20 protein-coding genes are annotated in these 20,849 nt (G+C 73.0%); 4 read left to right on the forward strand and 16 right to left on the reverse strand.

The features are described from left to right. From WML84_RS04735 to coaA, 10 genes are all read right to left on the reverse strand, one after another. Positions 1–229 (reverse strand): hypothetical protein (locus tag WML84_RS04735; protein WP_347344991.1); only part of this gene is annotated, 229 nt, incomplete at its 3' end. Next, positions 226–1,281, reverse strand: coding sequence for a tRNA (adenosine(37)-N6)-threonylcarbamoyltransferase complex transferase subunit TsaD (gene tsaD, locus WML84_RS04740; RefSeq protein ID WP_347344992.1), 1,056 nt, complete (start codon positions 1,279–1,281; stop codon positions 226–228). The genes WML84_RS04735 and tsaD, both read right to left, overlap by 4 nt. Before the next feature lie 115 nt (positions 1,282–1,396). Then, positions 1,397–1,891: a ribosomal protein S18-alanine N-acetyltransferase gene (gene rimI / locus WML84_RS04745; RefSeq protein ID WP_347344993.1), complete on the reverse strand. Its 495-nt coding sequence runs from the start codon at positions 1,889–1,891 to the stop codon at positions 1,397–1,399. Continuing rightward, entirely contained in the window at positions 1,888–2,598 is a 711-nt protein-coding gene (gene tsaB / locus WML84_RS04750; RefSeq protein ID WP_347344994.1) for a tRNA (adenosine(37)-N6)-threonylcarbamoyltransferase complex dimerization subunit type 1 TsaB, read from the reverse strand. Before tsaB ends, rimI begins: the two co-directional genes overlap by 4 nt. A 166-nt stretch (positions 2,599–2,764) precedes the next feature. After that, the gene (locus WML84_RS04755; protein WP_347344995.1) at positions 2,765–4,123 is read right to left on the reverse strand and encodes a C45 family peptidase; all 1,359 of its coding nucleotides are present in this window, start codon (positions 4,121–4,123) and stop codon (positions 2,765–2,767) included. Between the two features lie 74 nt (positions 4,124–4,197). Continuing rightward, a complete protein-coding gene (gene tsaE / locus WML84_RS04760; RefSeq protein ID WP_347344996.1) occupies positions 4,198–4,674 on the reverse strand; it encodes a tRNA (adenosine(37)-N6)-threonylcarbamoyltransferase complex ATPase subunit type 1 TsaE in 477 nt (158 codons plus the stop codon). A 179-nt stretch (positions 4,675–4,853) separates the two neighbouring features. Continuing rightward, positions 4,854–5,978 (reverse strand): alanine racemase, encoded by a 1,125-nt coding sequence (gene alr / locus WML84_RS04765; protein WP_347344997.1) that lies wholly within the window; start codon positions 5,976–5,978, stop codon positions 4,854–4,856. Then, entirely contained in the window at positions 5,975–6,403 is a 429-nt protein-coding gene (locus WML84_RS04770) for a holo-ACP synthase (protein WP_347344998.1), read from the reverse strand. The genes alr and WML84_RS04770 overlap by 4 nt, the downstream gene beginning before the upstream one ends. A gap of 56 nt (positions 6,404–6,459) precedes the next feature. Continuing rightward, a complete protein-coding gene (gene glmS, locus WML84_RS04775; RefSeq protein WP_347344999.1) occupies positions 6,460–8,310 on the reverse strand; it encodes a glutamine--fructose-6-phosphate transaminase (isomerizing) in 1,851 nt (616 codons plus the stop codon). A 71-nt stretch (positions 8,311–8,381) separates the two neighbouring features. Further along, positions 8,382–9,338, reverse strand: coding sequence for a type I pantothenate kinase (coaA, locus tag WML84_RS04780; RefSeq protein ID WP_347345000.1), 957 nt, complete (start codon positions 9,336–9,338; stop codon positions 8,382–8,384). Between the two features lie 210 nt (positions 9,339–9,548). Between coaA and WML84_RS04785 the strand changes: the two genes are divergently transcribed. From WML84_RS04785 to WML84_RS04795, 3 genes are all read left to right on the forward strand, one after another. Then, positions 9,549–12,191, forward strand: a complete 2,643-nt coding sequence (locus tag WML84_RS04785; protein WP_347345001.1) for a DUF4062 domain-containing protein — start codon at positions 9,549–9,551, stop codon at positions 12,189–12,191. Continuing rightward, positions 12,178–13,020 carry a hypothetical protein gene (locus WML84_RS04790; protein ID WP_347345002.1) on the forward strand — a complete coding sequence of 281 codons (843 nt, stop codon included), beginning with the start codon at positions 12,178–12,180 and terminating at the stop codon, positions 13,018–13,020. Before WML84_RS04785 ends, WML84_RS04790 begins: the two co-directional genes overlap by 14 nt. 175 nt (positions 13,021–13,195) lie before the next feature. Beyond that, complete coding sequence (locus tag WML84_RS04795) at positions 13,196–14,680, forward strand: heme peroxidase family protein (protein ID WP_347345003.1); 1,485 nt, start codon at positions 13,196–13,198, stop codon at positions 14,678–14,680. A 46-nt stretch (positions 14,681–14,726) separates the two neighbouring features. On the opposite strand, the gene glmM is transcribed toward WML84_RS04795, so the two are convergent. The 6 genes from glmM to truA form a co-directional block, all read right to left on the reverse strand. Further along, entirely contained in the window at positions 14,727–16,085 is a 1,359-nt protein-coding gene (gene glmM / locus WML84_RS04800; RefSeq protein WP_347345004.1) for a phosphoglucosamine mutase, read from the reverse strand. Then, positions 16,085–16,570, reverse strand: a complete 486-nt coding sequence (gene rpsI / locus WML84_RS04805) for a 30S ribosomal protein S9 (protein ID WP_347345005.1) — start codon at positions 16,568–16,570, stop codon at positions 16,085–16,087. The genes glmM and rpsI overlap by 1 nt, the downstream gene beginning before the upstream one ends. A 29-nt stretch (positions 16,571–16,599) precedes the next feature. Beyond that, a complete protein-coding gene (gene rplM, locus WML84_RS04810) occupies positions 16,600–17,046 on the reverse strand; it encodes a 50S ribosomal protein L13 (RefSeq protein ID WP_347345006.1) in 447 nt (148 codons plus the stop codon). A gap of 232 nt (positions 17,047–17,278) precedes the next feature. Beyond that, a complete protein-coding gene (locus WML84_RS04815) occupies positions 17,279–18,121 on the reverse strand; it encodes a universal stress protein (protein ID WP_347345007.1) in 843 nt (280 codons plus the stop codon). 82 nt (positions 18,122–18,203) lie between these two features. Continuing rightward, positions 18,204–18,893: an endonuclease/exonuclease/phosphatase family protein gene (locus tag WML84_RS04820; protein ID WP_347345008.1), complete on the reverse strand. Its 690-nt coding sequence runs from the start codon at positions 18,891–18,893 to the stop codon at positions 18,204–18,206. A 40-nt stretch (positions 18,894–18,933) separates the two neighbouring features. Next, complete coding sequence (gene truA, locus WML84_RS04825; protein ID WP_347345009.1) at positions 18,934–19,764, reverse strand: tRNA pseudouridine(38-40) synthase TruA; 831 nt, start codon at positions 19,762–19,764, stop codon at positions 18,934–18,936. A gap of 65 nt (positions 19,765–19,829) precedes the next feature. Here truA and WML84_RS04830 point away from each other — a divergent pair, with 65 nt between their 5' ends. Beyond that, a complete protein-coding gene (locus tag WML84_RS04830; RefSeq protein WP_347345010.1) occupies positions 19,830–20,849 on the forward strand; it encodes an LCP family protein in 1,020 nt (339 codons plus the stop codon).

The following is a 20,849-nucleotide window of genomic DNA, read 5'->3' on the forward strand; positions in this document are numbered from 1 at the left end:
CATCCGGATCCGCCTCGGTGTCCGGCGCGCTCGCACGCCCGCCGGGAGCTCGCGTGTCCGCGGCCCCGTCGGTCGGGTTCGCGTCCGCGACGTCGCCGGCACCATCGACGGCGCGATCCGCGCGACGGCCGACAGGCGGACCGACGGCGCCCGCCCGGGCGTCGACGGCACCCGTCCTCGGCGCGACGGCATCCGTCGCCGGCACCTCGGGATCCTCGGCGGCGCTCATGCCATCACCTGGATGTCGGTGACCGGCAGCGTCGAGTCGGCGCCGAACGCCAGCGTCGACGGCGGGCGCCCCGCCATGATGAGCTGCGCGGCGAGCGCCGCGATCATCGCGCCGTTGTCGGTGCACAGCGACAGCGGCGGGATGCGCACCGCGACGCCCGCGGCGGCGGCGCGCTCGCGCGCGACGTCGCGGAGCCTGCGGTTCGCGATCACTCCGCCGCCGAGCAGCAGCCGCGGCACGTCCAGCCGCGCGCACGCGTCGAGCGCCTTCGTCACGAGCACGTCGACGACGGCCTCGCGGAACGACGCCGCGACATCCGCGACCGCGACGGCATCCCCGGCCGCCTCGCGCTGCTCGACCCAGCGGGCGACGGCGGTCTTCAGCCCCGAGAACGAGAAGTCGTACCGGTGCTCGGCCATGTCGGAGGCGCGCGAGAGCCCGCGCGGGAAGCGGATCGCGGCCGGGTCTCCGGTCGCGGCGGCGCGGTCGATCTCGGGACCGCCCGGATAGGGCAGCCCCAGGATGCGGGCGATCTTGTCGAACGCCTCGCCGGCGGCGTCGTCCATCGTCTCGCCGAGCAGCTCGACGTCCGACACGAGGTCGCGGACGAGGAGGAGCGACGTGTGCCCTCCGCTGACCAGGAGCGCCACGGTCGGGTACTCGACCTCGTCGCCGGTGAGGAGGTCGGCCGCGATGTGCCCGACGAGGTGGTTGACCGCGTAGAGCGGCACGCCGAGCGACACCGCGAGCGCCTTCGCGGCGCCGACGCCGACCATGAGCGCCCCGGCGAGTCCCGGTCCGCTCGTCACGGCGACCGCGTCGAGCTCGTCGAGCGTGACGGATGCCTCGGCGAGCGCCCGCTCGATCGCCGGCTGCAGCGCCTCGAGGTGAGCACGCGCGGCGACCTCGGGCACGACGCCGCCGTAGCGGGCGTGCTCCTCCATCGACGAGGCGATCGTGTTGCTCAGGAGCGTGCGACCGCGCACGATGCCGATGCCGGTCTCGTCGCAGCTGGTCTCGATCCCGAGCACGAGGGGCTGATCGCGGTTCATGCGCCCGACCCCTGCGTCCGCTCCACGAGGTTCGCGGAATCGCGCGAACCTCGCAGGATTCCCGCCGAATCGTGCGAAGTTCGTCGGGTTCTGCGAACGTCGTGCACCGTACCGCTCATGAGCACCGCCCCGCATCGAACGGGGCGGCGGATGCCCCGCGCCAGGTCGCCAGGTTCAGCTTCATGACGACGGCGTCGACGTCGTCGGGCTGGTAGTACCGCGGCCGGCGGGCGAGCTCGACGAAGCCCTCGGACTCGTAGAGGCGCTGCGCGACCGGGTTGTCGGCGCGCACCTCGAGGAACACCTCGCGGGCGCCGCGCGCGCGGGCGGCGGCGAGCAGCTCCGCGAGCAGCGTGCGCCCGTGACCGCGACCGCGCGCGGCCTCGGCGATCGCGATGGTCTGGATGTCGGCATCCGCCGCCCCGCGCGGCACGCGCACGCCGCCGTACCCGACGAGCCGTCCGGCCTCCTCCGCGACGAGGTAGTGCGAGTGCGGCGACGCCAGCTCCTCGCACATCATCTGCTCGCTCCACGCGTCGGTGGGGAACGACGCCCGCTCCAGCGCGATGATCGCGGCGAGGTCGTCGCCGGTGGCCGCCCGCAGCCTCATGCGCCGACCCGCTTCCGCGCGGCCGGGACGCTCACGTCCGGCGCCCGCAGGTAGACGGGCGCGGATGCCGTGGCATCCGACTCCCCCGTGGCGATGCGCCGCGCGGCGATGCGGGCCAGGTCGGCGGCGCTGATCGACGTCGTGAGCGCCTCGTCGTCGAGCGCGAGGCCCTCGGCGTCGAGCTCGACGCTCTCGATCGCGACCTCGGTGCCCTTGGCGGCGAGCGCCGGGCCCTCGATCCGCACGGGCCACGGGCCCGGCGCGTACACGGAGTACGCGACCTCGCGCCGGCGGGCGTCGGTCACGACGACGAACGGCGCGGCGTCGGACGGTGTCTGGCCGCCGGCCGGGACGGCGGTGTCGCCCTTCGCGGAGGAGTCTTGGGTGCGGTCATGCGCCGCGGCCGCGAGGGCCGCGGCGTCGTGGCTGACGATCGGGACGACGGGGATGCCGCGACCGATCGCGAACGCGCGCGCCGCGGCGATGCCGACGCGCAGACCCGTGAAGGGGCCCGGGCCCATGCCTGCCGCGACGTGCGTGATGTCGGCGGAGGCGGCCCCGGCCTCGGTCAGCGCGCGGGCGATGAGGTCGCCGATCACCTCGGCGTGACCCCGCGGATCGGCGCTCGTCGCCTCGGCGCGCACGGTGCCGTCGAGGTCGACGACCGCGACGGCGGTGCCGATCGAGGTGTCGATGCCGAGGATCACGCATCCCAGGGTAGCCGCGGGCAGCGAGGGCCGCTCTCGGATCCCTTCGCCCCGACCACCGCGAGTGCGCCCGCGCGCGAGCCCCCGCCAACCGGCGAGGCTCTGCCCCGACGGATGCCGGGGCAGAGCCCGAGGATCCCGGATCGGGGTCCGGTGAGCCGGCGGCTCAGCGCCAGCGGTGCCAGGCGGCCTGCCTGCTGACGTCGGCGAGCTCGGCGACGCGCGCCCACGAGTTGTGCTGGGCGAGCAGGCGGGCGCTCACCCCGAGCGCCTCGCCGACCTCGGCCGACAGCGCGAGCAGGGCCGAGAACGCGGCCGGGTCGGGCGAGTGCGCGAGCCCGTTCACGGCCTCCCGCGCGGCGGCCTGGAGGGCGGCGACGCCGGCCTCCGGAGCGCCCGCCGACGGGTCCGCGCCGCCATCCCACGCCCCGGTCGCCCAGGCACCGGCCCACACGGTCGCGTCCACCGGCGGCGCGACGGGAGCGCCGGCTCCGGCATCCTCTCCGTCGGCGGCGGCGAAGCCGGCCAAACCGGCTCCGCCTGGGGCATCGGGGGCGTCATCGAGCGTCACGGTGATCGTCTCCTCGGTCGAGGTCAGGTCTCGGACCCAGCTGCGACCGGGCCAGCGATACTCGACCTCGCCGCGGAGAGGCCGGTAGACCGCAGTGTATAGAGTGCCGAACGCGTTGTCGTAGTCGTGACTGAGCACGCCCGGGCCCAGCATGGCCTGCGCCGCCTCCTCCACCCCGGCGCCCCGCTCCACGGCCGAGGTCAGGAGGTCCTGCCGCTCGACGCTGCGGAAGCGCCGGGCGTGGTCGGGGAACTCGGGCGTGCGGCCGCGATGGTTCGTGGCGACGGGGTCGTACGACACCTCGGGGCGCATGTCCGGGCCGACGTACGCGGTCACGGCGGACCCGCTCGCGTCGACCATGGTCAGGTTGTAGTACATCGAGACGGGGATCGTCTCCAGCCGCCGGACGGCCTCGGCGACGTCGCCGGCAACCTCGAGCAGGTAGCGCACGACCAGCGGTGCGGCGAAGCCGTCGCCCGAGCCTGGGCGGCCGCCGAAGGCGAGCGAGACCGCGAGCCCGTCGTCGTTCATGCCGTCCAGCAGCCCCCACAGGCAGTCCGACGTGCCGATCACGCGGCGCTCCTCGTACCTGGTGGAGCTGTGCACCTGCTCGAACAGCTCCAGCCCGTAGTCGTAGTTGCGCAGCAGCGCCGGCTCGGGCGAGCTCAGTGCGACCTGCGAGCATCCGGGCAGGAACCGCGGCGGGTTCCAGAGCGTCAGCATGCGCGCCGCCACCTCGTCTCCCCCGGCGAGCTCGACGAGCCGCTGCCACGTCGGGACGAGCTCCGGCATGTGGCGACGCAGTCTCGCCTCTGCCGTGGCGAGATCCGGTCGCGCGGCGTCTCCGTCGCGCAGATACCAGGCGCGATATGCCGGCCACACCGCGTCGAACAGGGCCTGCCAACGGGCGCCGGGCCGCTCCTCGGCGATTGCGTAGAACGTGAAGTCGATCATGTGTCAACTTTAAGTTGACAAGGCGGCCATGTCAAATAAATGTTGACACGCTCGCGGACCGTGCGCTCCGCGACCTACGGGCGCCGTGTCACCGTCGCCACACGGGGAGCGTCCGCATCCAGCTCTGCCTCGTCGGCGGAGGGCGTGGCGCCCGGGCGGTCGAGCTCGACCTCCCACCACTCGTCGCGCAGTCCGTCCACCATGCCGCGACCCCATTCCACGATCACGACGGCGTGGTCCAGGTCGAGGTCGAGGTCGTCGAGCTCGGCGGCCGATCCCAGGCGGTACGCGTCGACGTGGATGAGCGCGGGACCACCCACGAGCGACGGATGCGTGCGCGCGATCACGAACGTCGGGCTCTGCACGGGTCCGCGCACGCCGAGTCCGGCCGCGATGCCCCGGGTCAGGGTCGTCTTGCCCGCGCCGAGCGGGCCGGTCAGCACGACGAGGTCGCCCGCGCGCAGCCGCGCCCCGAGCTCGCGCCCGAAGGCCTCCATGTCGGCCGGCGCGTCGAGCGTGCGCCGTCCGACGAGGGCGTCCGGTCCGCTCACGTCGCCCGCCTCACCCATTCGGCCCTTCCCATCGATCTCCCGCGTCCGCGATCGGGACCTTTGCGTCCCGAACGCACGCCGGCTTCGCCCGTGGACCCCTCACGGGCCCGGATCGGACGATCCCGCCTTCGTTCAGGACGCATGACTCGCGTGCCCGACCGCGCACGCGCCCTCCCCGCTCACCGCGACACCGTCCGCCGCGGCACACGAGGCCCGATGCGCGTGACGATCTCGTAGTTGATCGTGCCGGCTGCGTCGGCCCACCCCTCGACGGCGGGCTGCTCGAGGGTCGGGTCGCCGAACAGCACGGCCTCGTCGCCCACGGCGACCGGGTGGTCGCCGACGTCGACCACGAACTGGTCCATCGCGACGCGACCGGCGACACGGAAGTCGCGGCCCCCGATCCGCACGGGGCCTGCTCCCGACGCCTGCCGCGGCACCCCGTCGGCGTAGCCGAGCGGCACGAGCGCGAGCGTGGTCTCGGTCGCCGCGCGGTGCAGGTAGTCGTACGAGACCCCTTGCCCCTCAGGCACGCGGCGCACCGCGGCGACGGCCGCGCGCAGCGTCATCGCCGGCTGCAGCCCCAGCTCGGCCGAGGTGCGATCGGCGAACGGCGACAGCCCGTAGATCGAGATGCCGAGGCGCACGCATCCGAGTCGCGCGTCGGGCAGCGCGATGGCCGCGTGCGAGGCGGCGAGGTGCCGGAGCCGGGGCGCGAGCCCGTGCGACGCCGCCACGCCGAGGGCGTCGTGGAACCGGGCGAGCGCGGCGCGGTCGTCGGCCTCGCTCGTGTTGGAGAGGTGGCTGAAGATCCCGACGACGTCGAGCTTGCCGATCCGCTCGAGCCGCGCGGCCTCGGCGAACACGACGCCGTAGTCCTGGGGCGGGATGCCGTTGCGCCCGAGCCCCGTCTCGGCCTTCAGGTGCACGCGCACCGGCCGGTCGACCGATGCCGCGGCCGCCGCCGCGAGCAGCTGGTCGAAGCTCGAGACGCCGAGCTCGATGCCGTGCGCGGCGGCCTCGGCGAACGAGGCGCCCGGGGCGTGCAGCCAGGCGACGAGCGGCGCGTCGATGCCGGCCCGGCGGAGGGCGAGGGCCTCGTCGATGTCGGCGACCCCGATGCGTGCGGCGCCGCCCTCGAGCGCGGCCTGCGCCGACCGGACCGCGCCGTGGCCGTAGCCGTCGGCCTTCACGACGGCGATGACCTCGGCGGCGGTGAGCCGGCGCAGGTGGCGCACGTTCGTGGCGATGGCGCCGACGTCGACGAGCGCCTCGCGCATCACGCCGGGGGGCAGCGCGCTCATGCGGCGTCCCCGGCGATGCCGCCGCTCTCGCCGCCCGACTCCGGAGCGCTCGGCGCCGGCGCCGGAGCGGGTCCGGACGCCTCGGCGATGACGTACGCGGCGGCGAGTCCCGCGTCGTGCGTGAGAGAGAGGTGCAGGCTCGTGATGCCGCGCGCCGCCACCACCTCGGCGGTCGACCCGGTGAGCGCGAACACCGGCTTGCCGGAGGGCTCGGAGGCGATCTCGATGTCGGTCCAGTGGACGCCCTCCGAGCCGCCGAGCGTCTTGATGAGCGCCTCCTTCGCGGCGTACCGGGCGGCGAGCGAGTGCGGCTTGAGAACCCGCTCGGCGGGTGAGAACAGGCGCGTCAACAGCGCCGGCGTCCGCGCGATCGATCGCTCGAAGCGGGGGATGTCGACGAGGTCGACGCCGATGCCCACGATCACTCCAGGCCTCCCTCTCGCCGCGGTCGCGGCATCCGTCAGCCTAGCCGCGCGGCGCGCTACTCGACCGTGACGGACTTCGCGAGGTTGCGGGGCTGGTCGACGTCGAGGCCCTTGGCCGTGGCCAGGCCCATCGCGAAGATGTGCAGCGGCACGACCGCCAGCAGCGGCTCGAAGAAGGGCGCCGCGAGCGGGATGCGCAGCACCTCGTCGGCGAACGGCAGCACGGCGACGTCGCCCTCCTCGGCCACCGCGATGACCCGGGCGCCGCGCGCGCGGATCTCCTGGATGTTCGAGACGACCTTCTTGTGCAGCTCGGCCGACTCGCGCGGCGACGGCACGATCACGAACACCGGCTGACCCGGCTCGATGAGCGCGATCGGGCCGTGCTTGAGCTCGCCCGCCGCGAAGCCCTCGGCGTGGATGTAGGAGATCTCCTTGAGCTTGAGCGCGCCCTCCAGCGCGATCGGGTACCCGACGTGGCGGCCGAGGAACAGCACCGAGTGCGTGTCGGCCATCCAGCGCGCGAACTGCTCGACGTGGGCCTGCTCCTTCTCGAGCACGCGGGCGATCTTGGCCGGCACGGCCTCGAGCTCGTGCACCTGCTCGGCCGCGACCGCGGGGTCGATCGATCCGCGCAGCCGGCCGACGTGCAGCGCGAGGAGGTACAGCGCCGTGATCTGGGCGACGAAGGCCTTGGTCGATGCGACGGCGACCTCGGGGCCGGCGTGCGTGTAGACGATGGCATCCGACTCGCGCGGGATCGTCGCGCCCTGCGTGTTGCAGATCGAGACCGTCTTGGCGCCGCGCTCGCGCGCGTACTTGACGGCCATGAGCGTGTCCATCGTCTCGCCGGACTGGCTGATCGACACGACCAGCGTGCGCGGGCTCAGCACCGGATCGCGGTAGCGGAACTCGTGCGCGAGCTCGACGTCGACGGGGATGCGCGTCCACTGCTCGAGCGCGTACTTGCCGACCTGACCGGCGTAGGCGGCGGTGCCGCACGCGATCACGACGATGCGGTCGATGCCCTGGAACAGCTCGTCGAGGCCCTCGAGCTCGGGGATCACGACGGCGCCGTCGCGCACGCGACCGCGGATCGTGTTGGCGACGGCGTCGGGCTCCTCCGAGACCTCCTTGGCCATGAACGACGGCCAGCCGCCCTTCTCGGCGGCGGCGGCGTCCCACACGACCTCGAACGGCTCGACCTCGACGGGCTCGCCGTCGAAGTCCGTGACCGACACGCCCTCGGGGGTGATCGCGACGATCTCGTCCTGCCCGATCGCGAGCGCGTTGCGGGTGTGCTCGACGAACGCGGCGACGTCGGAGCCGAGGAAGTTCTCGCCCTCGCCGAGCCCGATCACGAGCGGCGAGTTGCGGCGCGCGCCGACGACGAGGCCGGGCGCGTCCTGGTGCATGGCGAGCAGCGTGAAAGCCCCCTCGAGGCGTGCGACGACCGTGCGGAAGGCGGCGACGAGGTCGCCGGACGCCCGGTACTCGCGGCCCAGCAGCACCGCGGCGACCTCGGTGTCGGTCTCGCTGCGGAACGCGTAGCCCTCGGCGAGGAGCTCGGCCTTCAGCTCGGCGAAGTTCTCGATGATGCCGTTGTGGATGACCGCGAGCCGGTCGTCGTCGGCGAGGTGCGGGTGCGCGTTGGCGTCGGTGGGTCCGCCGTGGGTCGCCCAGCGCGTGTGGCCGATGCCGGTCGTGCCGTCGGCGAGCGCGTGCGCGGCGAGGTCGTCGCGCAGCACGGCGAGCTTGCCGGCGCGCTTGCGCATGCCGAGCGCGCCGTCGGCGTCGATGACGGCGATGCCGGCCGAGTCGTACCCCCGGTACTCCAGTCGCGACAGGCCCGAGAGGAGGATGCTCTGGCTCGGGCGCGGCCCGACGTACCCCACGATTCCACACATGCGGTCAATCGTATGGCCGCGCGGTTGCGAGAAGGCTCAACGGGCGCGCGGCGGGCCGGGGATGCCGGATGTCAGAGCTTGCGCAGCTGCACCGTCTCGACGGCGTGGTCGGCGGCCTTGCGGAGGACGAGGGTCGCGCGGTGGCGGGTCGGCTCGACGTTCTCGCGCAGGTTCGGCAGGTTGATGTCGTTCCAGTATCCGAGCGCGGTGCGCACCGCCTCGTCGTCGGAGAGCCCCGCGAACACGTTGAAGAACGAGTTCGGATTGCTGAAGGCGCCGTTGCGGAGCGCGAGGAAGCGGTTCACGAACCACGACTCGATGTGGCGGACGTCGGCGTCGACGTAGACGGAGAAGTCGAACAGATCGCTCACGGCGACCTCGTTCGGCGACGGCGGCGGGGTGAGCACATTGAGCCCCTCGACGATCACGACGTCGGGCCGCCGCACGGTCACGTACGCGTCCGGCACGATGTCGTAGCGCACGTGCGAGTAGAACGGGGCGCGCGCCTCGGGCGCGCCGCTCTTGACCTCGGTGAGGAACTGCACGAGCGCGCGGCGGTCGTAGGACTCGGGGAAGCCCTTGCGGTCCATCAGGCCGCGTCGCTCCAGCTCGGCGTTCGGGTGGAGGAACCCGTCCGTCGTCACGATCTCGACCCGCGGCGTGCCCGGCCACCTGCTCATCAGCTCGCGCAGCAGCCGCGCGATCGTGGACTTGCCCACCGCGACCGATCCGGCGACGGCGACGACGAACGGCGTCGTCGAGTCGGTCTCGCCGAGGAAGTCGGCCGTGTCGGCGCCGAGGCCCTTCGTCGCGCCCGCGTACAGCGAGAGCAGCCGGCTCAGCGGCAGGTAGACCTCGCGCACCTCGGCGAGGTCGAGGCGGTCGCCGAGCCCCCGCAGCTGCACGATCTCGGTCTCGGTGAGCGGCTGCCGCTCCCCCGCGGCCAGCCGCGCCCACACGTCGCGGTCGATCTCGCGGTACAGCGAGTCGACCGGCACGGCGTCGTCGACGGGTGACATCGCGCCCATCGTATCGGCTGGCGGCGGGATGCCGGCGCGCGAGCCCCCGGCATCCGTCCTCGCCCCGCGCCTCTGTCCGCGCGGCGCGACGTCGGAGATCGGCGCGATGTCGGAGCATCCCGGCGCATCGCTCCGACGAACCGCCGCGCGGCGGCGGCCCGCGCGCCGCGTCCGGCGGGAGGGTAGACGGAGGGCCTCGCGCTGGTCGATGATTCCCTCATGGCCGCGCGCTCCGCGCCGATCCGCACACCCGACCAGCGCCTCCGTGTCTTCGTCAGCTCGACGCTCCGAGAGCTCGAGCCGGAGCGCCGCGCGGCGCGCGCCGTGATCGAGGGGCTCCGACTCGCCCCGGTCATGTTCGAGCTGGGCGCCCGGCCCCATCCGCCGCGCGAGCTGTACCGGTCGTACCTCGCGCAGAGCGACGTGTTCGTCGGCATCTACGGCGAGAGCTACGGATGGGTCGCCCCGGGCGAGGAGGTCTCGGGGCTGGAGGACGAGTACCGCCTCTCCGGCGCGCTGCCGGCCCTCATCTACGTCAAGGCGCCGGCGCCGGCGCGCGAGGCGCGGCTCGACGCCCTCCTGGACCGCATCCGCGCCGACGACCGGAGCTCGTACAAGTCGTTCGGCGACGCCGACGAGCTGGCGGCCCTCCTCGCCGACGACATCGCGACCCTGCTCGCCGAGCGCTTCGACGGCACGCGCGACGCCGCCTCGCACCCCGAGTCGGAGATCCCGGCGCCGTACAACGCGCTCGTGGGGCGCGAGAGCGAGCGCGCGGCCGTGCGGGAGCTCCTGAACCGGGCCGAGGTGCGGCTGGTGACGCTCACCGGCACCGGCGGCATCGGCAAGTCGCGGCTCGCGATCGAGGCGGCCGAGGATGCCGCGCGCGACGGCCGCGAGGTCGCCTTCGCGCTGCTGGAGTCTCTGACCACGCCCGGGCAGGTGCTCCCGACCATCGCCCGCGCGCTCGGCGTGCAGGACGCCGCGGGTCGGGGCTCGCTCGAGGACGCCGTCGTCGCGGGCGTCGGGGATCGCGGCATCCTGCTCGTCGTCGACAACATGGAGCACGTGCTCGGTGCCGCCGACCTGCTCGTGCGCCTGATCACGCGGACGACGCGACTGCAGCTGCTCGTCACGAGCCGGTCTCCGCTGCGCCTGCGCGCCGAGCGCATCGTCGAGGTCGGCCCGCTCGGACTGCCGGAGACGAAGGCGACGGATGCCACGGCCCCTGCCGTCGTGCTGTTCGTGCAGCGCGCCGTGGCCGTGCGGCCCGGGTTCCGGCTCACCGCGCGGAACCTGCCCGACGTCGTGGCCATCTGCCGGGCGCTCGACGGCGTGCCGCTCGCGCTGGAGCTCGCCGCGTCGCGCGTGCGCTCGCTGTCGTGCGCGCAGATCCTCGAGCGCCTCGACTCCGCCCTGACGCTGCTGGTCAGCGGCGCGCGCGACCTGCCGGAGCGCCAGCGCACCCTGCGCGCGACGCTCGAGTGGAGCGTCGCCCTGCTCGACGACCCCGCGCGCACGGCCCTGGGCGCCCTCGCGTCGTTCACCGGGTCGTTCGTGCTCGACTCGGCCGAGAGCGTCCTCGGCGCCGTCGGCGTCGCCGATCCGCTCGCGGCGATCGAGGCGCTCGTCGACGCGAGCCTCCTCGGGCGCGCCGACCGGCACGGCACGGCCCGCTTCCGGCTGCTGTCGATCGTGCGCGCGTACGCGGCGGGGCTCGGCTCCGAGTCCGACCGCGAGCGCGCCGACCGCGCCTGGATCGCGCACTACCGTCGCGTCGCGCACGACGCCGCACGCGGCCTGCGCGGGCCCGACCAGCTCGAGTGGCTGGCGGCGCTCGAGGTCGAGGCGGAGAACCTCCTGGGCGTCGGGCGGGCGCTCCTGGACCGCCGCGAGCTCGACGAGGCCGGCGAGTACGTGTGGTCGCTGTACCTCTACCTCTGGATCGGCGGCTACCTCGGTGCCGTGCCCGGATGGATGACCGAGCTGCTCGAGCTCGCCGCGCGCGAGCGCATCGCGCCGGCCCCCCGCACGCGCGCGATAGCGCTGTACTACGTCAACGCGAACCGCTTCTGGCAGGACCCCTCGTTCGATCCGGTGCCGCAGCTGGTCGAGAGCCGCGACCTGTTCGCGGGCGTCGGCGACACGTTCGGCGCCGCGCTCGCGGGGGTCTCGGTCGGCCTCGCCCTCCTCGCCCGATCGAGCGCCACGCTGGTCGAATCGTATGCCGAGGAGGGAATGGATGCCGCGACCGCGACCGCCGAGGCCCGGGCACCGCGCGATCCCGCGGTGCCCGACGGCATCCGCCGGGCCGTCGAGACGCTCGAGCGGAGCCTCGCCGGCTTCCGCGAGATCGGCGACGCATGGGGCCAGGCGATGGCGCTCGTGATGCTCGGGCGGATCGCGATGCTGTCGAGCGACCTCGGCGCCGCACGCGACCGGTTCGAGGAGAGCCTGTCGCTCGCGTCGGCGCAGGGCGAGCGGCTCGGGATCGTGATCGCGCAGAACCACCGCGGCTGGGCCCGGCTCTTCGCCGGCGACGCCGAGGGCGCCCACGAGGACTTCGCGCGGTCCCTCGACCTGTCGCTCGCCCTCGGGCACGACGAGGGCGTCGCGTACGGGCTGGAGGGGTTCGTGGGCCTCCGCGCGGGCCGCGGCGACGTCCGCGAGGCGGGCCTGCTGCTCGGAGCGGCCGAGACGCTCCGACGGCGCAAGGGCATCGTGAACCCGGGCGCCTACGCGTTCGCGGCGGTGCCGCTCGGCGCGTTGCGCGCCGCGGGCGCGGGCGACGCGCTCGACGCGGCGGTCGAGGAGGGCCGCGGCCTCACCGTGGCCGAGGCGCTCGCGCATGTCCGCGACTGACCGGGGCCGCGGCGACGACCGCACGCTGCCGATCACGCGGGTCGTGGCGATCGCGCTCGTCCCGTTCCTCGCGGTCGCGGCCGTCATCCTGTTCGCGTTCCCCGCGCGCACCGGCGAGCTGTTCGCGTGGCCGATCGAGCCGCCGCTGTCGGCGGCGGTGCTCGCGTCGGCCTACGTCGGCGGCATCTGGTTCTTCGCGCGCGTGCCGCGGAGCCGTTGGCACGAGGTGCGCCACGGGTATCCGGCGGTCGTCGTGTTCGCCGGCGCGCTGCTCGTCGCGACGCTCCTCCACCTCGACCGCTTCTCGGCGAACCTGTCGTTCGCGGTCTGGATGGCCCTGTACGCGACGACGCCGTTCGTCGCCGCGGCGCTCGCGGTGATCCAGAGGCCGCGGGATCCCGGCATCCCGCGGTCCGTCGACATCGTGCTGCCGCGCTTCGTGCGCGCAGGCCTCGTCACGATCGGGCTCGCCTCGGCGGCGACCGGGGCGGTGCTGCTGATCGCGCCGCAGGCGGCGATCGGCGTGTGGGCGTGGACGCTCACGCCGCTGACCGCGCAGGTCACCGGCGCGGTGCTCACGCTTCCCGGCGTCGTGGGCGTCGGCCTCGTGCGCGATGCGCGGTGGAGCGCGTTCCGAGTGCTCGTGCAGGCGCAGCTCGTGAGCCTCGTGGCGATGGCGGGGTCGCTCGTCGTGCACCGCGACGACCTCCTCGCCGACCGCTGGACCACGCCGCTGTTCGCCGGACTGGTGGGGGTCGCGATCGCGGCCTACGCGACGCTCCTGCTGTGGGGCGCGTCGCGGAGCCGGGGCGGAGGCGCGACGCGCTGACCCCGCAGTGCACCCCGGCGCCCGCCCGACGGCGCCACGTCGCGCGTCACGGCATGCGACCTGCACGGGCCCGCGACCGGCGACGTATTTTCCGGGTCCGTCGCGCACTCCTCCCCGTGTCCGCACTCCGGCACCCCAGGCCGACTCGGCGGACCGCGACCTCGAAGGAGAGATCATGACCCGCCACGGCTCGTATCCCCACGACATCGTCCCGCCCCGATCGAGGTACTACGACTCGGGCCGGTTCGGGCGCATGTTCGGCACGCTGCCGCCCTTCGCCGCCGACACCCCCGACGTGCGCGCCGCGCTGCTCGACATCGGCAGGCCGAAGGGGATCATGGATGCCAGGGACAAGCTCTCAGCCGGGCCGATCGAGCTGATCGTCGACCCGAAGCTGTCGGGCGCCAACCGCAACAGCACGACGATGACGGCGGGCGACACCTTCCTCGGCCAGTTCATCGACCACGACATCACGTTCGACCCGACGTCGAGCCTCGAACGGCAGGTCGACCCCGAGTACATCTCGAACTTCCGCACGCCGGGACTCGGCCTCGACAACGTCTACGGCTCGGGTCCGAGCGTGTCGTCGCACCTCTACGACCAGCGCGCCGGCGGCGTCACGATGCTGCTCGAGGAGTGCGGCACGGCCGGCAAGTGGGACGTCCCGCGCAACAGCCAGAACGTCGCGCTCATCGGCGACCCGCGCAACGACGAGAACCTGATCGTCTCGCAGCTGCAGACGGCGATGCTGTGCTTCCACAACGCCGTCGTCGAGTACGTGCGCAAGACGATCAAGCTCACCGCCCCGTCGGAGGTCTTCGCCGAGGCGCAGCGCATCGTGCGCTGGCACTACCAGTGGATCGTCGTGCACCACTTCCTGCGCAAGACGTGCGGTCAGGACATCGTCGCCGACGTGCTGCAGAACGGCCGCAAGCACTACAAGTGGCACAACGAGCCGTTCATCCCGGTCGAGTTCTCGGTCGCCGCCTACCGGTTCGGGCACAGCCAGATCCGACCCTCGTACCGGGCGAACTTCACCGGCAACCCCGGCGCCGCACCGTTCTTCGCGATGATCTTCACCCCCTCCGCGGCGCCCGCGGAAGACCCCGACGACCTGTCCGGCGGATGCCGGTCGCCGCGGCGCTTCGTCGACTGGCCGACCTTCTTCGACTTCGGCGACGGCAACGCCCGTCCGAACAAGAAGATCGACACGACCCTGTCGAGCGCGCTGTTCGCCCTGCCCGGATCGGTGGTGGCGAAGCCCACGGGCCCGGGGAATCCGGCATCCCTCGCGCAGCGCAACCTGCTGCGCCACCTCACGTTCTCGCTGCCGTCCGGTCAGCGGGTGGCGCGCGCGATGAACCTGCCCGAGCTGAGCCGCGGCGACCTCGCCGATCTGAAGCAGCACGGCATGGACGACCGCACGCCGCTGTGGTTCTACGTCCTGCGCGAGGCGGACGTCTTCCAGGACGGCGAGCGGCTGGGCCCGGTGGGCGCCCGCATCGTGGCGGAGGTCATGCTCGGACTGCTCGAGGGCGACGGGACGTCGTACCTGGCGCAGGATCCGGACTGGCAGCCGTTCCTGCCGACGATCGACCCCGCCCGCAAGAACGACGACTTCACGATGGTCGACCTGCTGCGCTTCGCCGGCGTCGCCTGACGCCGGGCCGGTCCGTGCGGCGGGCGCGTCCCCGTCGGCCCGCGGGCTACGCGGCGGGGGCGTCTCCGCGGACGACGGCGGCGAGCTCGTCGGCGACGCGGTGGGCGGTCTCCTCGTCGGAGGCCTCGACCATGACCCGCACCATCAGCTCGGTGCCGGACGGCCGCAGGAGCACGCGGCCGGTGTCGCCGAGAGCCGCCGAGGCGGCGCTCACCGCGGCGAGCACGTCGGCGTCGGTCGCGCGCGAGCGCTCGACGCCGCGCACGTTGACGAGCACCTGCGGGAACACCGTCATGATCGAGGCGAGCTCGGCGAGCGTCTTGCGCTGCCGGGCCATCTCGGCGCACAGGTGCAGCCCTGTCAGGAGGCCGTCACCGGTCGTCGCGAATTCGCTGAGGATGACGTGGCCGCTCTGCTCGCCGCCGAGGCCGAAGCGGCCCTCATTCATGCGCTCGAGGACGTAGCGGTCGCCGACCGCGGTCTGCTCGAGCGTGATGCCGTGCGCCGCCATCGCGCGGTGCAGCCCCAGGTTGCTCATGACCGTCGCCACGAGCGTGTCGCCGGGGAGTGCACCCCGCGACTTCATCGCGACGGCGAGGATCGCCATGATCTGGTCGCCGTCGACCATCCTGCCGTCCGCGTCGATCGCGAGGCAGCGGTCGGCGTCGCCGTCGTGGGCGATGCCGACGTCGGCGCCGGTGCGGATGACCTCGGCGGCGAGGCGCTCGAGGTGCGTCGAGCCGACGCCGTCGTTGATGTTGAGGCCGTCCGGGTCGGCGCCGATCACGGTCACGTGCGCGCCGGCGTCGCGGAAGGTCTCCGGCGAGACGCCGGACGCCGCGCCGTGGGCGCAGTCCAGCACCACGCGCAGCCCGGTGAGCCGGTGCGGCAGCGACGCGAGCAGGTGCACGACGTAGCGGTCCTCGGCGTCGGCGAACCGGCGGACCCGGCCGACGTCGCCGCCGGTGGGCTGCAGCTTCGGGCCGCTCATCGCGGCCTCGATGCGCTCCTCGACGACGTCGGGCAGCTTGACGCCGCCGCGCGCGAAGATCTTGATGCCGTTGTCGGGCGCCGGGTTGTGGGACGCCGAGATCATCACGCCGAAGTCGGCGTCGATGTCGGCGATGAGGAAGGCCGTCGCCGGGGTCGGCAGCACACCGGCATCCAGCACGTCCACGCCGGACGACGCGAGGCCGGCCGCGACGGCTGCCGAGAGGAACTCCCCCGACACGCGCGGGTCGCGCGCGACGACCGCGGTGAGCCGCTTGCCGGCCGCCTTGCGCGCCTCGGCGATGCGGCCCTGGCCCAGGACGACAGCGGTCGCCTGGGCCAGGGTGAGCGCCAGTTCCGCGGTGAGGGGACCGTTGGCCAGCCCCCGGACACCATCGGTCCCGAACAGCGCCATCAGCGCTTCGAGTACTGCGGAGCCTTGCGCGCCTTCTTGAGACCGGCCTTCTTGCGCTCCTTCACGCGGGCGTCGCGCGAGAGGAAGCCCGCCTTCTTGAGCGTCGGGCGGTTGTTCTCCGCGTCGATCTCGTTGAGGGCGCGGGCGATGCCGAGGCGCAGCGCCCCGGCCTGGCCCGAGGGGCCGCCGCCGGAGATGCGGGCCACGACGTCGTAGGCGCCGGTCAGCTCGAGCACCGTGAACGGGTCGGTGACCAGCTGCTGGTGGAGCTTGTTCGGGAAGTAGTCCTCGAACGAGCGGCCGTTGATCGTGATCGTGCCCGAGCCGGGGACGAGGCGCACGCGCGCGATGGCCTGCTTGCGGCGGCCGACGGCCGCGCCGGGCACCGACAGCACCGGGCGGGGCGCCGCGGCGGCCTCGGTGGCCGGGGTCTCGGTCGAGTAGTTGTCGAGGGTCTGGTCGATGGAGTCTGCGATCTTCGCCATCAGGGTGTCCTTAGTCTGTTCGGCGGCGCTTACTGGGCGACCTGGTCGAAGGTGTACGTCTGGGGCTGCTGAGCGGCGTGCGGGTGCTCGGCACCGGCGTAGACCTTCAGCTTCGACAGCTGCTGGCGGCCCAGGCTGTTCTTGGGGAGCATGCCGCGGACGGCCTTCTCGACCGCGCGCACCGGGTTCTTCTCGAGCAGCTCGGAGTAGGTGACGGAGCTGAGGCCGCCCGGGTAGCCGGAGTGGCGGTAGGCCTTCTTCTGCTGGAGCTTCTGACCGGTCAGCGCCACCTTGTCGGCGTTGACGATCACGACGAAGTCGCCGGAGTCGATGTGGTTGGCGAAGGTCGCCTTGTGCTTGCCGCGCAGGAGCGCGGCGGCGTGCGAGGCGAGGCGGCCGAGGACGACGTCGGTCGCGTCGATGACCAGCCAGTCGCGCTGGACCTGGCCGGCCTTGGGAGTGAAAGTGCGCGTCACGGTAGTGCTGCTTCCTTGATTCGAACGGAGAGGTTCGTGAATCCCGCTCCGGGGTGGTTCGCCGGTCGATGCCGCCGAACACGCCAGTGGAGGGCTCACGTTCGCGGTGCCGGGTCAGCAGACAGGCACCAAGGGTCTAGCTTACGGCATCCGGATGCCACACCCAAACCGCGAGCCGTCGGACCCGTCCGCCGGGCCCCGGGCCAAGGCCGTTCCGGCCCGCCGAGACGGCTCAGCGGACGATCGCCGTGACGGTGGGGAGGCGCGCCAAGACCTCTTGACTGATCGAGCCGAGCAGGAACCGCGCGATCGCGCCGCGGCCGTGCGAGCCGAGCACGACGAGGCGCGCCGACCCGGCGATGCGGGTGAGGACGTCCGAGGGGAAGCCCCGCTCCGCGCGCCGGACGATCTGCAGGTCGGGATAGTCCGACGCGAGCCCGGCCAGCGACAGCGCGAGGGCCTCCTCGGTGAGCGCCTCGAGGTTGCGCAGGTACTCCTCCGGGTAGGCGACCACGGAGTTGCGCGGCGCCTGCACGGGCGTCCAGACCGCGACGGCCACGAGCGGCTCGCCGTGGCGATCGGCCTCCGCGGCGGCGAAGCGGATCGCGTGCTCCGAGACGGCCGATCCGTCCACGCCGACGACCACGCCGGAGCGCTCGCCCAGGTCGATGTCGGGGACCACGACGACGGGGCACTTCGCGCCCGCCGCGATGCGGATGCCGTGGGTGCCGCGTGCCGGACCTGCGTCGGGTCCGCGGTAGTCGCTGCCGATCACGAGCAGGGCCGCCGACTCGCTGGCGGCGACGAGCCACGAGACCGGGTTGCCGCTGTCGACGCGCGTGGCGACCTCGACACCGCGCGTCCGGATGCGCTCCGCGTGGGCGTCGAGCATCGCCTGCGTCGACTCCAGCGCGTCGTTGAGGATGCCGACCTCGCCCACGGAGCCGACCACCCCGCCGACGATGCCGACCAGCTCGATGCGCTGACGACGCTCGATCGCGCGTTCCAGCGCCCACTCCACGGTGCGCGCCGACACCGGGGCTCCGTTGAGTGCGACGACGATCTTCTCTGTCATGGCCCGTTCCCTTCGTCGGGAGCTCGACTGTGCCTCCAGCGTAGGACGCCGCACCCCGCGCCGTCTCGGTCGTCGGCCGTGACTAATGCCCGCGACCGTTGGGCGACACCGGCTCCGCGGTCACGAGGATCGGCAGGTGATCGCTCCGCCCTTGCGGCAGCGTGGTGATGCGGTCGACGTCGAAGCCGACCGAGGTCGCGAAGTCGTAGTGGCCCCGGAAGAAGCGGTACCGCGTGTAGGTGTGCGTGTCGCTCAGGTTGAGCTCGAACCCGGCCTCGCGCACCTTCTGGCCGAGGTTCTCCTTGAACACCGGGTAGTTGTAGTCACCCACCATGAGGATCGGCAGCTGCGTGCCGAGCGCGGCGAGCTCCGACAGCGCGGCGCGGATCTGATGACGGCGCAGGGAGTTCAGCGCGGTCAGCGGCGCGGCGTGGAAGCTCGCGACGATGAACTCGCGCGAATGGTCGATGTCCTTGAGGCGCACGCCCAGCATCCGCTCCTCGGCCGGCTTGAGCACGCGGTCGTGCATGGACTTCTTCAGCGCCATCGACATCACCTCCAGCGCGGTGTAGGTGTTCGCCCGGTAGTAGATCGCCAGGCCCAGCCGATTGCGACTCGTCGAGTCGGCCAGGCGCAGACCCGCGATCTGCGCGGGGATGTCCTCGGTGTCGGCCTCCTGCAGGCACAGCACGTCGACGCCGTGCCTCTCGACGAGCCCTTCGAGCTCGCCCATGGCCCGGTGCTTGCGCAGGTTGTACGAGATCAGCTTCATGGCGATCTCAGCCTAGGACTGCTCCGTCGCGTGCGGGCGCTCACTCGCGATCGCGTCGCGCGCGCGTCTGCTCCGCGCGCGCGGCGAGCAGCTCGTCGGCGGGGTAGCCGACCTCGGTGAGCGTGAGCCCGCGCGCCGCGAGCACCTTGACGTCGCTCGTGCGTTCGCCCGCGTCGCGGATGTCGGCGACGTCCTCGGCGTCGAGTCGCCCCTCGCCGACGGCGACGCACGCGCCGACGAGCGCGCGCACCATGCTGTGGCAGAAGGCGTCGGCCTTGACGTTCGCGATCAGGATGCCGGCGTCGTCGCGGCGCCAGTCGAACCCCAACAGCGTCCGGATCGTCGTCGCCTCCTCGCGCGGCTTGCAGTACGCGGCGAAGTCGTGGAGCCCGACGAGCGAGCGCGCCGCGGCATCCATCGCCGCGACGTCGAGCGTCGCGTGCACGCTCGTGGTGCGATGCCGCTCGAGCGGGTCGTAGCCGCTCACGCGATCGGCGACGCGGTACTCGTAGCGGCGCCACGTGGCCGAGAAGCGCGCGTCGAACCCGTCCGGAGCGACGCCCGTGCGGTGGACGGCGACGTCGGGGTACTGGCCGAGCACGCCGTTCAGCCGCGCCGCGAGCACGGCCGGGTCGGGGTTGCGGCTCTGGGTGAGCCGCCGCTCCTGGCCGTGGGCGAGGTCGAGGTGGGCGACCTGACCGCGCGCGTGCACGCCGGCGTCGGTGCGGCCCGCGACCACCAGGCGCGGGTCGCCCCCGAGGATGCGAGCGATCGCGGCCTCGAGCGTGCCCTGCACGGTGCGCAGCCCGGGCTGGCGCGCCCAGCCCCGGAAGCCCCCGCCGTCGTAGGCGAGGTCGAGACGCAGGCGCATGCCCGCGATTCTACGGCGGCGCGCCACTTCAGCGGCTCCCCAGCGACAGCTTGGACAATAGAGGGGTGACCATCGATCTCGACCCGTCTCCCGCACCGCCTCGACGCCGGCGGCGTTGGCCGTGGGTCGTGGGCTGGTCGCTGTTCGGCATGATCGTGATCGCCGTCGGGATCCTGTCGGTCTACACGCTCACCCTCGCGAACACGTACAACGACTCGGTGACGAAGATCCCCGAGGGCGACGCCTTTCCCAAGTCGTCCGTGCGGCCGGGCCCCGTATCGCCCAAGCTCGCCGAGGCCCAGAACATCCTCCTCCTCGGGTCTGACACACGCGGCGAGGTCGGAGCCGACCTGGACAGCATCCGAGGCCAGCGTTCCGACACGATCATGGTGGTCCACGTGCCGGCCGACAGCAGCGGCATCCAGGTCATGTCCATCATGCGCGACAACTGGGTGACGATCCCGGGCTACGGCGAGCACAAGATCAACGCCGCGCTCGCCTTCGGCGGCGTCCCGTTGACCGTGCAGACCGTCGAGTCGCTCATCGGCGTGCGCATCGACCATGTCGCGATCGTCGACTTCTCGGGCTTCACCATGCTCACCAACGCGTTGGGCGGCGTGACCGTCGACAACGCGGTCCCGTTCACCCGGGATCGCACCACCTACGCGGCCGGCCCGATCACTCTCTACGGACCACAGGCGCTCGGCTTCGTGCGGGAGCGCTACTCCTTCGTCGACGGCGACTACCAGCGCGTCCGCAATCAGCAGGCCTTCATCAAGGGGGTCATCACGAAGATGCTCAGCAAGGACACGCTGACCAACCCCGGGCGCATCGCGAACGTGGTGGCCTCCATCTCCCCCTACGTCACGGTCGACTCCGGGATGGACGTGGGCTATCTCGCGAACCTCGGCTTCCGCCTGCGCGGCCTGCGCTCCGAGGACATCACCTTCTTCACGTCACCGACCCTCGGGACGGGCACCTCGGAGGACGGGCAGTCGATCGTCCTTCCCGACTGGGACGGACTCGCGCAGGTCGCCGAGGCGTTCCGCACCGACACCGTCGCCCAGTACGCCGCCACCCACTAG

This window comes from Microbacterium sp., assembly GCF_039812165.1.
Classification (GTDB): Bacteria; Actinomycetota; Actinomycetes; order Actinomycetales; family Microbacteriaceae; genus Microbacterium.